Below are 13,768 nucleotides of genomic sequence, written 5' to 3'. Positions count from 1 at the left end.
CTCAACCGATCTTGATGACTGTGTCGGTAGCGAACGCAAAGGTCGGTACGGCGAGGTTCTGCGGTGCCGGGCCCTTACGGATACGGCCGGCCGTATCGTAGTGAGAGCCATGGCAGGGACAGAACCAGCCGCCAAAATCGCCAGCCTGGCCGAGCGGAACGCAACCGAGATGCGTGCAGGAGCCGATCATGACGATCCAGTTTTCTTTTTCCTTGCCGGCGGAGCGATCAAGGTCTGTCGCAGTCGCATCGGCCGGGAGGTTGGCATTGCGCGCAACCGGGTCTTTCAGGTCGGCAAGCGCAACAGCATTGGCTTCCTCGACTTCCTTGTCGGTACGGTTACGGATGAACACCGGCTTGCCGCGCCATTTCACCGTCAGCGACATCCCCGGCTGAAGGCTGGCAACATCGACTTCGATCGAAGCGAGTGCCAAGGTCGAGGCGTCAGGGCGCATCTGGTCGATGAACGGCCATGCAACGGCTGCCGCACCGACCGCACCGGCCATGCCGGTGGTCAAGTACAGGAAATCGCGGCGAGTGGGCTCGCCCGAGGTTTCGCTTGATATCTCGTGTTCGCTCACGGCTAAACCATCCTCTCACGCAATGTATGCGGAAACCGCACTGTCCCCGGCGTCGATCCGCGCCCCGTGCTGACACTTGAGCGAAAGAACAGCGCCAAATCAATAAGCCTCTATGCACGATTCGAAGAAAACTTTCGCCTTCCGCGCTCATGCACCAAAACCGGGCAAACCTTGCCCATCCAAAAAAACGGCAGATTCCCCCGGCATTCCGGCGCGTTCTATGCTTGATCGTTGGGGATGTCTAGCCTTGAGCGCAAGAGGTGAGCCACATTGTCGCGGGAAAACCGAAGCCAATGTTCGCAAACCGCTTTTCGCCGCCCGGCATGATCAAAACACGGCATCACAAGGCCGTCTGGCGACACCTGGGTGCGTTATTCGGCCGCAGCCTCGCGGGCGAGAAATCCGCCGGATTGCCGCAGCCAGAGATCGGCATAGAGACCGCCTGCCGCGATGAGCTGCTCATGGGTACCGTCTTCGACGATCCGGCCCTGATCCATGACTATCAGGCGGTCGAGTGCGGCGATGGTGGAGAGCCGGTGGGCGATCGCCAGCACGGTCTTGCCATGCATCAAACGGTCAAGATTGGACTGGATGGCAGCCTCGACCTCCGAATCGAGTGCCGAGGTCGCTTCATCAAGCACCAGGATCGGCGCATCCTTCAGCATCACCCGCGCAATCGCCACGCGCTGCCGCTGTCCGCCCGACAGCTTGACGCCGCGCTCGCCGACATGGGCGTCAAATCCCCGGCGGCCGCGCTGGTCTTGCAATCTCTCAATGAAATCCAGAGCTTCGGCCTTTTCGGCCGCCTCGCGCAGGCCGTGTTCGTCGGCATCCGGACGGCCGAAGAGGATATTGTCTCGGATCGATCGATGCAGCAGCGATGTATCCTGGCTGACGACACCGATCTGCATGCGAAGCGTTTCCTGCCGCACCATCGAGATGTCCTGCCCATCGATCAGAATACGGCCGGCTTCCAGGTCGTAAAAGCGTAGAAGCAGATTCACGAGTGTCGTCTTGCCAGCCCCTGAGCGGCCGACAATACCGATTTTTTCACCCGGCTTGACGGTCAGCGACAGGTTATCGATGACGCCCTGCCCTTTGCCGTAATGGAACCGGATATTGTCAAAACGGATCGCCGGGCTGTTGACGACGAGGCTTGGCGCATCCGGCTGATCGACAAGCTGCACCGGCTGGGAAATCATTTCGGCGGCGTTCTGGATCGTGCCGATATTGCGCATGATGCCGTTGAACTGCACCATCATCCGGCTCAACAGAAAATTCAGCCGTAGGATCAGCGCCATTGTGAACGCGACGGCACCCGAGCTGATCGCGCCGGACAGCCACAGGTCGATGCTCATCGCCGCCATGGTAACGATCATGATCCCCGACAGAAGCGCCATCGAGGCACGCACGCCGGTAATGAACCGGGTGAAGCGGATGATCGTATCTTGGAAGATATCGAAGCCCTGCCGCATGTAGCGGTCGTTTTCCTCGTCGCGGGCAAACAGTTTGAGCGTCTGCATGTTGCTGTAGGCGTCGACCATACGGCCGCTGAGCATCGAGGACGCTTCGGCCGTCTCCTTGGAGTGCTGACGGATACGCGGCACGAAATAGCGGGCAAGGAAGCCAAAGCCGACCAGCCAGAAGAACACGACAACCGCGAGCGACAGGTCAAGTTGACCAACCAGCACCAGTGTCGAGACCGAATAGATGCCGACGAACCAGACGCTTTCCATCAATGACGTGACGACATCGCCGACCGCCTGCCCGCCCGACCAGACCTTGGTGACGATGCGGCCGGAAAAATCGTTCTGGAAGAAAGACAACGATTGCCGCGACACATGCAAATAGGACTGCCAGCGCACCAGATTGTAGAAACCCGGCGTGATCACCTGCTGATCGACCAGGGACATCAGCAGCGATACGACGAAGCGGACGACACCGATCAGGACGAGCATGCCGAACAGCTCGGTGCCGTGTGCCGCAAGCAGCCCGCTCCAGCCGTCGCCAGGTTTGACGGTTGCAAGAATATCGACGACGCGGCCGACGAACCAGAACAGTGTCGCCTCGATCGCCGCCGTCATGCCGCCGAGAACCAGCATGGCAATGAACGGTGCCTTGGCCTGCCTGATATAGAACCAGATATACGGGATCAGCCGTTCAGGCGGCTGCAGGCTGTCGCGCGCTGCGAAAGGCTGTATCCAGTTTTCGAAAGTGGCAAACAGGGCGCGCAAGAACATATGTCCGATATAGGCGGTTTCGCGCGTACGGCAATCGCTAATCGGCCGCAGGCGCCGGTGATTTCGATTACAAATCCGTCATGTTCCCAAGGTGGGATTGAGGTCTGATTTTCCGTCGTCATCGTGGTCTGCACAAGGATAAAGGCAAAATTCGACTTCATAGCCAAGCGCTGAAACCAGCGCCATGGTCGAGGGTTTGAGGCCAAGGCACAAGGGCGGCACCGTCATACTGTCAAAATACACAGCGATGCGAATAGCGTGGCCATGTCCGAGAGCCCGCAGTGCCGAAATCTGGGCCGCATAGGCATCGACATGCAGCGCCACATACGTACGCGCACACGGCTCGCCGGTGGCCAGTTGCGGCGGTTCGGCGAGGAACCCGCCGTTCTTTCCGTAGCGGCATCCCCAGTCCGGATTGGCAGCGGCGAAGGCATCGAAAGCCTCCGTTCGCTCACCCTGGATCAGGATGTCAAATTCAAAACCGATATCGCTCACGCCGATCGTTCCGGGAGATACCATGTGGAAAGTTCGAAGGCGGCCTATTCGGCCGCCTCCTCCTTCTGGTTTGCCGCATCCCCATCCTCGGCGAGGAAGCCACCGGACTGCCGCGACCAGAGATCGGCATAAAGACCGCTATGGCTGACCAGCTCGGCATGGCTGCCGGTCTCGACGATCTTGCCGGCCTCAAGAATGACCAGCCGGTCCATCTCCGTCAGCGTCGACAGGCGGTGAGCGATCGCGATCACCGTCTTGCCCTTCATCAGGGCAAACAGGTTTTCCTGGATCGCGGCTTCCACTTCCGAATCGAGCGCCGAGGTCGCCTCATCGAGGATCAGGATCGGCGCGTCCTTCAGGAAGACACGAGCAATCGCGATCCGCTGGCGCTGGCCGCCCGAGAGCTTGACGCCGCGTTCGCCGACCTGCGCATCGAGCCCCCTGCGGCCCTGGTTATCCTCGAGCAACTCGATGAAGTCCCAGGCATTGGCCCGCTTGGCGGCGGCGATGATGGCTGCATCGTCGGCTTCCGGATGACCATAGGCAATGTTGTCACGGATGGACCGGTGCAGCAGCGACGTATCCTGCGTCACCACGCCGATCTGCGCGCGCAGGCTGTCCTGCGTTGCCTTGGAAATGTCCTGCCCGTCGATGCGGATCGTGCCGGATTCAAGATCGTAGAAGCGTAACAGCACGTTCATCAGCGTCGTCTTGCCGGCGCCTGAGCGTCCGACCAGACCGATCTTCTCACCCGGCTTGATAGCGAGCGAGAGGTTTTCGATCACGCCCTTGTTCTTGCCGTAGTGGAAACCGATGTTTTCGAACGCGATGGCCCCCTGCGGCGCCTTCAGCACTTTGGCATCGTCATTGTCGACGATGTCATGCGCCTTGGTCATCATGCTCATGCCATCATAGACGGTGCCGATGTTTTCAAACAGCGCCGAGACTTCCCACATGATCCACTGCGACATGCCGTTGATACGCATGGCGAGCGACACGGCAATGGCGATCGAGCCGACCGACATGCCGCTGGTCATCCAAAAATAGATGCCAAGCGCCGAGATCGCAAACAGCGCGATGCAGTTGTTCGTATAGACGAGAACGTGGAACAGCGTCACCTTGCGCATCTGCCGATGTACAGTCTGCAGGAACGCATCCATGCTTTCTTTGGCATACACCTCTTCGCGGCCGGCATGCGAGAACAGCTTGACGGTGGCGATATTGGTATAGCTGTCGACGACGCGGCCGGTCATCATCGAGCGCGCATCCGCCTGATCCTTGGAGATCTTGCGCAGGCGCGGCACGAAGTACGTGACGATGCAGACGTAGATGATGATCCAGATGACCAGAGGCGCAAGCAGCCGCCAGTCGGCCGCCGCAACGACAACAAGCATTGAGATGAAATAGGCAACGACATAAACGAAGACGTCGAGGATCTTCATCACCGTTTCGCGCACGGCAAGCGACGTCTGCATCACCTTGGTGGCGACACGGCCGGCAAACTCGTTGGCAAAGAAGGTCATGCCCTGCCGCAGCAGATAACGATGCATCTGCCAGCGCGCGATCATCGGATAATTGCCGAGCAGAATCTGGTGCATGATGACGGAATCGATGGCGACAACCGTCGGCAGGCCGATCAGGATGAGCGCGCCCATCCAGATCAGTTTGGTGCCTTCGCTTTGCAGGAACGTATCCTGCTTGGCCGATGACAACCAATCGACGACATTGCCGAGAAACTGGAACAGCGCCACTTCGCCGATCGCGATCAGCATGGTGCAAACCGACATGGTCAGCAACCAGGGGGCCGCCGGCTTGGTATAGTGCCAGCAGAATGCAAATAGCCCCTGAGGCGGAACCGTAGGCTCCTCGACGGGATAGGGATTGAGGCGGGATTCAAACCAGCCGAACATTATAAGCTCCTTCAGGAATCCAGTGAAGGAAGGCGGGAAGACCCGCATTCATCGATCAGAAATTAAAAACCGGAAAACAGCTCAATCTTGCACACGAGACGTGTTCGTCCGGAAAGCGGGCGGTCGTGCGCAATAGTGCAAAAAAGGAAAAGCGCGAAACCGGTCAGTCCAAGAGGACTGGAGGCACAGCCTGGAGGCTGTTGGTCATTCGAATATCCATGTAAGCCTCCTATGGTTCGCGTTGCAGATGCAGCAAGACATAGAGTGATTTGCGCCTGTACGCCAGATTGCCGCTGGCGTTTTTTTCGTCATTTTTGTCTCAATCAGGATTCTGTTGCCATTACGGCACAGATTGATTACGGCCATTGATGAACCCCATAAGACTTGTTGATATGTCGCCACATTCGCTCCGCATCGCCCTTTACCAGCCCGATATTCCCGGCAATACCGGGACGATCCTGCGCCTTGCCGCATGCCTGGGACTAGCCGTCGATATCATCGAGCCCGCGGGCTTTGATCTCTCGGACAAGAACCTCAAGCGCGCCGGCATGGACTATATCGCCGCGGTTACGCTGACACGCCACGTCAACTGGGAGCGGTTCGAAGCTGAGAGGCTCGCGCAGGGCCGTCGATTGGTGCTCGCCTCCACCAAGGCCGCCGAGCGCTACACCCGCTTTGCGTTCCAGCCGAACGATACCCTGCTTTTCGGCCGCGAAAGCGCAGGCGTACCGGATCACGTTCACGACAAGGCCGATGGACGCATTATCGTGCCGATGGTCGAGGGGCAGCGGTCGCTGAATGTCGCCATGTCGGTGGCAATGATCGCCGGTGAAGCGATCCGGCAGGTCAACGGTTAGACTTGCCGGCCTGACATCACGCCGCCACTCCGCTATAGGTGTTTTCGGCCCGGGCAGTCTTCAGCGCCCTCGCCCACCATTTCAGCCGCCGCAGCATCACCATCAGTCCGGCCTTGGCTTCCGCCGCCTTGAAGGGATTGCCGGCCGAATCAAACTGCGCCCAGACATTGGAAAAACTGACCGTGTCGCGGATGGTGACCGTATGCAATTCGGCAAAGACCTGGCGCAACTGCTCGACGGCCCGCAGCCCACCCGAGACGCCACCATAGGAAATGAAACCGACCGGCTTTGCGTGCCAGGGCTCATAGCAACTGTCGATCAACTCCTTGAGCGGAGCCGGATAGCCGTGATTGTATTCCGGCGTGACAATGATGAACGCATCGGCCTCGGCGATCTTTTCCTCGAGCGCTTCGGCGTTCAGCGCCGCATCCCCGGCCGTTCCCTTGAGCTCAAGAGGGTCGATGAGCGTGATGCGAAAACCGCTTTCGGCCCACAATTCCGTCAAGGTCCAGTTGACGACCGTGTCGCAGAAGCGGCCTTGCCGTGCACTGCCATAGACGACGGCGATGGTCATTTTCTCGTTCATGTCTGCGAAAGCTCCGTTGTAGATGCGATGGAGCACATGGTATAGAACCTCAACTAAAGTTGAGGTCAATAGACATGCCGGAAAAAAATCGTACCGATCTGCCGCGCCGCGAACTGACTGTGGGAGAGGTCGCCACACGCAGCGGCGTCGCCGTTTCGACGCTGCATTTCTATGAGGCCAAAGGTTTGATTCAGAGCATGCGCAGCCGGGGAAACCAGCGCCGCTATCCCCGCAGCGTCCTACGCCGCATCGCCGTCATCAAGATCGCCCAACGCACCGGTATTCCGTTGGCAGACATTCAAAAGGAGCTTTCCGCCCTGCCGAACGACCGGCAATTGCTGGCGAGCGACTGGGAGCACCTATCGCAACATTGGAAGACCGATCTGAACGAGCGCATCGCCAAGCTCACCGCGTTACGCGACCAGCTGACGTCCTGCATCGGTTGCGGCTGCCTGTCGATGCGCGACTGTCCGCTGCGCAACCCCTATGACGAACTGTCTGAAAAAGGTACCGGCGCCTATCTCATCGAGCATGCAGGCGAGGAGCAGGACGAAGCGGCGGCCTGCATCAAGGGATCACCAGACTGAGACGTCAATCGGCACTCGGCAGACGCCGCATAGTGAATTCGATCTGGCCGCCATCGAGTTGGCGCCAGCTCTCCACTTCGGTCCAATAGGCGGCCTTCGGCCAGGCATCGAACCATTCCTGCGCCTTCTGGCGCGCATCGGTGCGATCGAGCCTGAATGTCTCGCGGACAAACAGCCCGTCATTTCCGCGCGGATTGCCGCTGCGATGCCGGTCGATCTGACGTTTCAGGCCGTCGAGCGGCGGGCCTGCCGGGATCCTTGCCATGAGCTCACTTTTCACCAGTCGAGCCTCTATGATCAAGATAGGGAGATATTCCTGCTTTTGCGAGTCGGAATCACAACAGGGGCATCTGCGGCAGACTGCCCCGCTTATCTCTGCGCCGTTGCAGCCGTGGCAAAAATATGAACTGTCGGACAATATGCGAATCGGCGCGCTCTTTGCCGCTTCAGGCTCCGCCAAACAGGATTACTTTCATGGAACGACCCAACCTGCCGCAGGGATTGCCCGCGGATATCGAAGACAAGAAAGCCAGAGCCACCGCCTGGTTCCAATCCTTGCGCGATACCATCTGCACCGCGTTCGAAACCATCGAGGACGAGTTGACCGGCCCGCTCTCCGATCGCGAGCCAGGCCGTTTTATCGGCAAGGACTGGGTGCGCGACCAGGGTGCGGGCGGCGGCGGCCGCATGTCGATGATGGAAGGCCGCGTCTTCGAAAAGGTCGGCGTCCATACGTCGACCGTCTACGGCGAATTCTCGCCGGAATTCCGCAGCCAGATTCCCGGTGCCGAACAGGACCCCACCTTCTGGGCCTCCGGCATCTCGCTGATCGCCCACCCGGTCAATCCGAACGTCCCGGCCGTGCATATGAATACCCGCATGGTCGTCACCACTAGCCACTGGTTCGGCGGCGGTGCGGACCTGACACCTGTGCTCGACAGCCGCCGGACACAGACCGATCCGGATACGATGCTGTTCCACAAGGGCATGGAGATTGCGTGCAAGCGGCACCCGGTTGCCGACCACACCCGCTTCAAGCAATGGTGCGACGAGTATTTCTTCCTGAAGCACCGTAACGAACCACGCGGCACCGGTGGTATCTTTTACGATTGGCTGCATTCTGACGAGGAAAAGGGCGGCTGGGAGGCTGACTTGGCCTTCACCCAGGACGTCGGCAAGGCGTTCAGCCTGATCTATCCAAAGATCGTGCGCGCCAATTTCAACAAACCCTGGACCGAGGAAGACCGCGACGAACAGCTGGTCCGCCGCGGCCGCTACGTCGAGTTCAACCTGCTCTACGACCGCGGCACGATCTTTGGCCTGAAAACCGGCGGAAACGTCGATTCGATCCTGTCGTCGCTGCCGCCCGTGGTCCGCTGGCCCTGAGAGCAATATCCCTGCACAAACAAAAATCCGGCCGCGTAAACGGCCGGATTTTTTGTGTCTGGTGCGTGGGTGTCAGTCGCAGATCTTGATGCGGCGGATATGCAGGTTGCCCCACTTGTCCCAGCGCTTCACCTTCTTGATGTAGCAGGACGGTTCGTAATAACCGCCGCCGTAATAGCCACCACCGCCATAATAGCCGGTGTTGTAGAAGCCGATTGAAAAACCGCCGTGATGATGGCCGTGATGGCCGCCGGCCTGCGACGGTGCGGCAAACGAGACGGCGGCGAGGACTGCGACGGCGGCGGAGATGATGAGCTTGCGCATATTGATGTTCCCTCTGTTGGCTCCTGATGAGTTCGTCTCATCCAGTGACCCAACGATCTCACGCACCGCTTATCCGCGCTGTTTCGAATGGAACAGAGCTGAACAAAAGCGTTTCCGCTGCGTTATCGGCCAGTAGACGGATCGGAGAACGCAGCCATGGTTTTCAAGGAGCGCACTTTTTTCGGAAAAACCCCGGAGGAATTTTTCGAGGGAGATCAGGCAGACCTCGAAACACGGGTCGCCAATTGCCTGGCCACGGTGGACGGGCTCGATGCCTCGGATGTTGTGGTGGTCTCGAAAGGAAATACAATTGTGCTGAGCGGCGCTGTCGCCAGCATCGAGGAAGCCGAGCGCGCGGAAGAAGCGGCGCGAACGGTCGAAGGCGTGGCCGAAATCGTCAACCGGATCGCGGTTGCCTGATCAGATCGCCTTCAGCGTCCAGCCGACGATTTCGCCGGCAACCTGCGCAAATGCGCCATCAAGGGCAGCGACAAATGCCGGCGCTCCGCTACCACGAACAGGAACAGTCGCGCGGAACGCCTTCTGCGCGCCGACGGTGCCGTTGCGGTCGTTGAGGATTTTGGCGAAAATCTCGACAACGGCGGTATCCGCACCTGCTGTCGATATTTCGAAAGACCGGATTTCGGTGATCACCTGGTAGTCGATAGCAAGCCCCTCGCCCGGCTTTCCGACGCCACCGATCTTGCCAGTGTTCTCGAAAGCCTGGACAAGCTTTGCCTGCACCATCTTCGGCAGGCGGTCGCTCCATTGCGATTTGGCGAGATACTGGATTTCCGAACCTGATAGCCGGATCACCACCTGATCGCTGTCGAGCGCTTTCAGCGCGGTCGGCTCTGGAACAAGGATTTGCTTGCGGCTTGACGACGGACCTTCGATAACAGGCGACGTTGACAGGCTATAGGTGTCGTTGTTGGCCTTGCCGGCGCAGGCGGAAAGCGCGGCGAGGAGAAGGAATGCAAAACAGGCCCGGACCAAACCTGCCTTTCGACCAAACGACACACCGGGAAAATTCATTTCAAACACTATCCTTCGCCAATCAGCAGCAACGTAGAGGCTGACCCGGTCAAAACAAGCCAAAAAAGCAGTCACGCCAGCGCAGACACGGCAAAAAACCGCCCAGGCTTGCAGCCTTGCCACGCAAACATCATGCCAATGGAAGCAATACCCGATTCGCCAGCACCGGCAGCAGCAATTCCTGCTTCGGCTAACCGCGCCGCAGCTTTGATTTAGCGGCGCGTGCGTCCGTCATACTGTTTGACCGTTTCTCCACCGAACAACAGCCGCTGTGGATCCTTGTCGAAGGTCGAGATCGTCGTATCAAGCGTATTGACCGTCCGGCGCGTATCGCTGACCAAAGCCTCGATATCACGCAGGCCCGAGCCGGAGAAGCGCTTCAGGTTTTCGGCGATCGGGCCTATCTGGGCATTCAGGTTGTCGGCAACCTTGCGGAAGGATTCGAGCGTCGCGCGGGCATCAGCCGACAGGGACGGCGCATCGGCATCGCCGAGGAAACCGTCGAGCTTGACGAGAATCCCGTCGACGCGGCTGGACGCGGCATTCAGCTTGCTGGCCATCTGGGTGACGTCGGTGATGGTCTGATCGATATCATTCTGGCGGCCCTTGATCCGCTCGGCGAAATCGGCAACCGAAGCAACCGCCTTGCGAGCATCGGCGCTAGCGGCAGAAACGTCATTGACGACGCCGGTCACCTTTTGCGGGTCGATGGAAGCGATCAACGTATCGACTCGGTCGAGAGAAGCCGTTGCTTTTTCACCGAACCGCTCATAGGTTTCCGCCGTCTTCTTGAACGAGGCAATTGTATCGGCCACGCCCGTGGACGCAGCACTCAAGTCATTACTCATCTTTTCGACATTGCTGACGATATGGTCGATCTTCTTCGGATCGACCGATTTCACCAGAATATCTGCCGCGGACAGCGTCGAATCAAGCTTACCGGCCGCAGCTGTGATCGAAGTCGACAGCGCGCTGACGCTCTTCAGGAACTGATCGATTCCTTCGGAATTATCGGCCAGCGACTTGGTGAAACGGTCGGCATTGGAAATCGTATTGGTCAACGGCCCGCGAACATCCTTGACGAACCCCTGGATGTCGCCGATCGCATCATTGGCGCGGTCCAGAATCTTGTCGGCGGTGGCCAGAAGGCTGGTAACGCTGGATTGGTCGGCGGTCAGTTGTGCTGACGTTCCGGTGTCCAGTGCCTTGCGCAGAATATTCTCTTCACCCTTGTTGCCGCCGCTGAGTTCGATATAGGCGGCGCCGGTCAACCCCTGGATTTCCAGGGTCGCCGTCGTCGATTTCAACACCGGTGCATCAGCAGACACTTCGGTCACGGCAACCGAATAGCGTGGATCGTTGGAATTGATGGCCAGGCTGCGTACCGAACCGACGGGAATACCGTTGAAACGCACCGGAGACCCGACGCTCAAGCCATTGGCTGAACCCGGAATGCTGATGACAAGTTCCGCCATTTCGCCGCTGCGGCCATATTGGGACATCCAATAGACAAAGCCGAAAGCCGCGAAAATGACGGCGACCGTGAAAAACCCGACGATGGCGTAATTGGCTTTTGTTTCCATTGCTACCGGTACCCTTGGGGGACGCCGCCAACGCGGCTCCTTGCTTCAATCAAATTTTTCGTGCAGCGGCTGAGTGACTGAGCGCTGTCAGGAAACCAACTTTTCGTCGTCGCGAACGATGGAACGCGCACGCTTGCCCTGGAAGTAGGACGTCACCCACTCGTCGTCGCAGGCCAGCATGTCCGCGATCGTGCCTTCGACCAGAACCTTCTTCTTGCCGAGCACTGCAATCCGGTCACAGACCGAAAACAGGCTGTCGAGGTCGTGAGTCACCATATACACGGTCAATCCCAGGGTGTCGCGCAGTTTGGCGATCAGGTTATCGAACTCCGCCGCCCCGATCGGATCGAGCCCGGAGGTTGGTTCATCGAGGAAGACGAGGTCTGGATCAAGCGCCAGCGCACGCGCCAGAGCCGCCCTCTTGATCATGCCGCCGGACAATTCGGAAGGGAACTTGTCAGCCGCTTCCGGCGCCAGTCCCACCATGTCGATCTTCAGCCGCGCCAGTTCATCCATCAGTTCCTGCGGCAGGTTCAGATATTCCCGCATCGGCACCTGGATGTTTTCCTTGACCGTCAAAGAGGAAAACAGCGCGCCGTGCTGGAACAAGACACCGAGACGCATGTCGAGCGCCATACGCTCCTCTTCGCTGACCGCATCATATTCGACCCCAAGAATCTGGATCGAACCCGACCGGCGTGGCAACAGTCGCAACACGGTTCGCATCAGCACGGATTTTCCGGTGCCGGACGCGCCGACGAAACCGAGAATTTCGCCGCGATAGATATCGAGATTCAGCTTGTCGAGAACGATGTTCGACCCAAAACCGACGGTCAGATCCTTCACCGACAGGATGACTTCCGTGCCGTTTTCACCGGTTCCGCCCGCTGTCATGTCTTCCCTCGGATTCACCGGCAAAACCTCTTCCATCAGAAATTGATCGCCGCATAGAAGATCGCGAACAGGCCATCGACAAGAATGACCACGAAGATCGATTTCACCACAGACTGCGTCACTTGCTTGCCGAGCGATTCGGCGCTGCCACCCACCTTCAAGCCTTCGACGGCAGCGACGACGCCGATAATCAGCGCCATGAACGGCGCCTTGATCATACCGGCGAGAACGGACGAAAAATCTACCGCCTCCTGAAGACGCGCGAGGAAGGTGGAGAAGGTAATGCCGGAATAGCTCCAGGCCACCACGGCGGCTCCACTCAAGGCAGCAAAATTGGCGATGATGGTCAGAAGCGGCAATGCCACGGTCAGCGCCACCAGCCTTGGAAACACCAGCACGCCGATCGGGCTCAACCCCATTACCTTCAGTGCATCGATTTCCTCGCGCATCTTCATCGAGCCGATCTCGGCCGTGATCGCACTGCCGGAACGGCCAGCAATCATGATCGCGGTCAAGAGCACGCCGATTTCACGCAATTGAAGAATGCCGACCAGATCGACGACGAAGAGCTCCGCGCCGAAATAGCGCAGTTGGAACGCACCCTGCTGGGCAATGATCGCACCGATGAGGAACGACATCAAAAGGATGATCGGCACCGCCTGGACGCCCATGCGATCGATCTGGTTGACGATCGCCGCCGGCGACACGCCGCTATGGCGGCCAAGCTTCAGCTGCGCGCCGCGAACGGCGGACCCGAGAATGAACATGGCCGCGACAGTGTCTTCCCAGGCGGAGACGACCGAATTGCCGACAGGCGTAAAAATGCGCACGAAAAGCGAACCGGATTTCTTCTTGTCGGCCGCCGGTTCGGGCAGTTTCTCCGGCAATGCGTTCATCAATTCGAGATAGCGTGGCTTGTCGCTTGTCAGCTTCACATTGCCGACCTGCGTCATGAAACGCCGGATGACCCAGGCGCCCGCCGTATCCATGGCGGTGACCTCGCTCAGATCGACCTCGCCCGCTTCGCCACCCTTGGCTGCGAACGCATCCAGCTTCGGCGTCGCCAGATGAATGGATACACTGCGCCAATCGCCGCTGAACCGATAAGCCCGGGTGCTGCCATCGTCAGCTTCCGCGAGCTGCACGTCGGTTTCGGTTTTCACTTGGGAACGCGTCACGTCTGTTTGGTCTTCCGGAGATGGCTGCATTTGATAAAACGTCAGCGACTCATAGCCGCTAGAGCCCGGTCTGTCACCGATTGAAACGTTTCCGGATCAAACGGTTGGCTGCT

The 13,768-nt window shown here is 58.9% G+C and carries 15 protein-coding genes; 4 read left to right on the top strand and 11 right to left on the bottom strand.

The features are described 5' to 3' along the window. Nucleotide 1 precedes the first annotated feature (1 nt). From petA to ACSQ3J_RS11160, 4 genes are all read right to left on the bottom strand, one after another. Complete coding sequence (gene petA, locus ACSQ3J_RS11175; protein WP_037095693.1) at nucleotides 2-580, bottom strand: ubiquinol-cytochrome c reductase iron-sulfur subunit; 579 nt, start codon at nucleotides 578-580, stop codon at nucleotides 2-4. 371 nt (nucleotides 581-951) lie between these two features. Then, nucleotides 952-2,820, bottom strand: a complete 1,869-nt coding sequence (locus ACSQ3J_RS11170; protein WP_436039095.1) for an ABC transporter ATP-binding protein — start codon at nucleotides 2,818-2,820, stop codon at nucleotides 952-954. A gap of 78 nt (nucleotides 2,821-2,898) precedes the next feature. Continuing rightward, on the bottom strand, nucleotides 2,899-3,315 hold the full coding sequence (locus ACSQ3J_RS11165) for a hypothetical protein (protein WP_156393859.1): 417 nt from the start codon (nucleotides 3,313-3,315) through the stop codon (nucleotides 2,899-2,901). A gap of 44 nt (nucleotides 3,316-3,359) precedes the next feature. Then, nucleotides 3,360-5,225, bottom strand: coding sequence for an ABC transporter ATP-binding protein (locus tag ACSQ3J_RS11160; protein ID WP_060505565.1), 1,866 nt, complete (start codon nucleotides 5,223-5,225; stop codon nucleotides 3,360-3,362). 392 nt (nucleotides 5,226-5,617) lie between these two features. On the opposite strand from ACSQ3J_RS11160, the gene ACSQ3J_RS11155 reads away from it, so the two are divergent. Next, entirely contained in the window at nucleotides 5,618-6,082 is a 465-nt protein-coding gene (locus ACSQ3J_RS11155; RefSeq protein WP_060505566.1) for a tRNA (cytidine(34)-2'-O)-methyltransferase, read from the top strand. Between the two features lie 16 nt (nucleotides 6,083-6,098). Here the strand turns inward: ACSQ3J_RS11155 and ACSQ3J_RS11150 are convergent, their stop codons facing one another. Then, nucleotides 6,099-6,668, bottom strand: a complete 570-nt coding sequence (locus tag ACSQ3J_RS11150) for an NADPH-dependent FMN reductase (RefSeq protein ID WP_060505651.1) — start codon at nucleotides 6,666-6,668, stop codon at nucleotides 6,099-6,101. A gap of 74 nt (nucleotides 6,669-6,742) precedes the next feature. On the opposite strand from ACSQ3J_RS11150, the gene soxR reads away from it, so the two are divergent. After that, nucleotides 6,743-7,255: a redox-sensitive transcriptional activator SoxR gene (gene soxR, locus ACSQ3J_RS11145; RefSeq protein WP_060505567.1), complete on the top strand. Its 513-nt coding sequence runs from the start codon at nucleotides 6,743-6,745 to the stop codon at nucleotides 7,253-7,255. 4 nt (nucleotides 7,256-7,259) lie between these two features. On the opposite strand, the gene ACSQ3J_RS11140 is transcribed toward soxR, so the two are convergent. Then, entirely contained in the window at nucleotides 7,260-7,520 is a 261-nt protein-coding gene (locus tag ACSQ3J_RS11140; RefSeq protein ID WP_060505568.1) for a hypothetical protein, read from the bottom strand. 209 nt (nucleotides 7,521-7,729) lie between these two features. Between ACSQ3J_RS11140 and hemF the strand changes: the two genes are divergently transcribed. Then, nucleotides 7,730-8,641: an oxygen-dependent coproporphyrinogen oxidase gene (gene hemF / locus ACSQ3J_RS11135; RefSeq protein ID WP_060511005.1), complete on the top strand. Its 912-nt coding sequence runs from the start codon at nucleotides 7,730-7,732 to the stop codon at nucleotides 8,639-8,641. Nucleotides 8,642-8,713: 72 nt separating this feature from the next. Here hemF and ACSQ3J_RS11130 read toward each other — a convergent pair whose 3' ends face one another. Beyond that, nucleotides 8,714-8,965, bottom strand: coding sequence for a hypothetical protein (locus tag ACSQ3J_RS11130; RefSeq protein WP_060505570.1), 252 nt, complete (start codon nucleotides 8,963-8,965; stop codon nucleotides 8,714-8,716). 156 nt (nucleotides 8,966-9,121) lie between these two features. Here ACSQ3J_RS11130 and ACSQ3J_RS11125 point away from each other — a divergent pair, with 156 nt between their 5' ends. After that, the gene (locus ACSQ3J_RS11125) at nucleotides 9,122-9,385 is read left to right on the top strand and encodes a BON domain-containing protein (protein ID WP_060505571.1); all 264 of its coding nucleotides are present in this window, start codon (nucleotides 9,122-9,124) and stop codon (nucleotides 9,383-9,385) included. On the opposite strand, the gene ACSQ3J_RS11120 is transcribed toward ACSQ3J_RS11125, so the two are convergent. The 4 genes from ACSQ3J_RS11120 to ACSQ3J_RS11105 form a co-directional block, all read right to left on the bottom strand. Next, nucleotides 9,386-10,000 carry an ABC-type transport auxiliary lipoprotein family protein gene (locus tag ACSQ3J_RS11120; RefSeq protein WP_060505572.1) on the bottom strand — a complete coding sequence of 205 codons (615 nt, stop codon included), beginning with the start codon at nucleotides 9,998-10,000 and terminating at the stop codon, nucleotides 9,386-9,388. Nucleotides 10,001-10,212: 212 nt separating this feature from the next. Next, complete coding sequence (locus ACSQ3J_RS11115) at nucleotides 10,213-11,583, bottom strand: MlaD family protein (RefSeq protein ID WP_060505573.1); 1,371 nt, start codon at nucleotides 11,581-11,583, stop codon at nucleotides 10,213-10,215. A gap of 87 nt (nucleotides 11,584-11,670) precedes the next feature. Next, nucleotides 11,671-12,477 (bottom strand): ABC transporter ATP-binding protein, encoded by an 807-nt coding sequence (locus ACSQ3J_RS11110; protein ID WP_060505652.1) that lies wholly within the window; start codon nucleotides 12,475-12,477, stop codon nucleotides 11,671-11,673. A 35-nt stretch (nucleotides 12,478-12,512) separates the two neighbouring features. Further along, on the bottom strand, nucleotides 12,513-13,655 hold the full coding sequence (locus tag ACSQ3J_RS11105) for an MlaE family ABC transporter permease (RefSeq protein ID WP_060505574.1): 1,143 nt from the start codon (nucleotides 13,653-13,655) through the stop codon (nucleotides 12,513-12,515). Between the last annotated feature and the right edge of the window lie 113 nt (nucleotides 13,656-13,768).

Origin of the sequence: Rhizobium sp. LjRoot98 (assembly GCF_964252935.1) — a bacterium.
Taxonomy (GTDB): domain Bacteria; phylum Pseudomonadota; class Alphaproteobacteria; order Rhizobiales; family Rhizobiaceae; genus Pararhizobium.
This window is presented reverse-complemented; position numbering and strand designations above follow the sequence as displayed.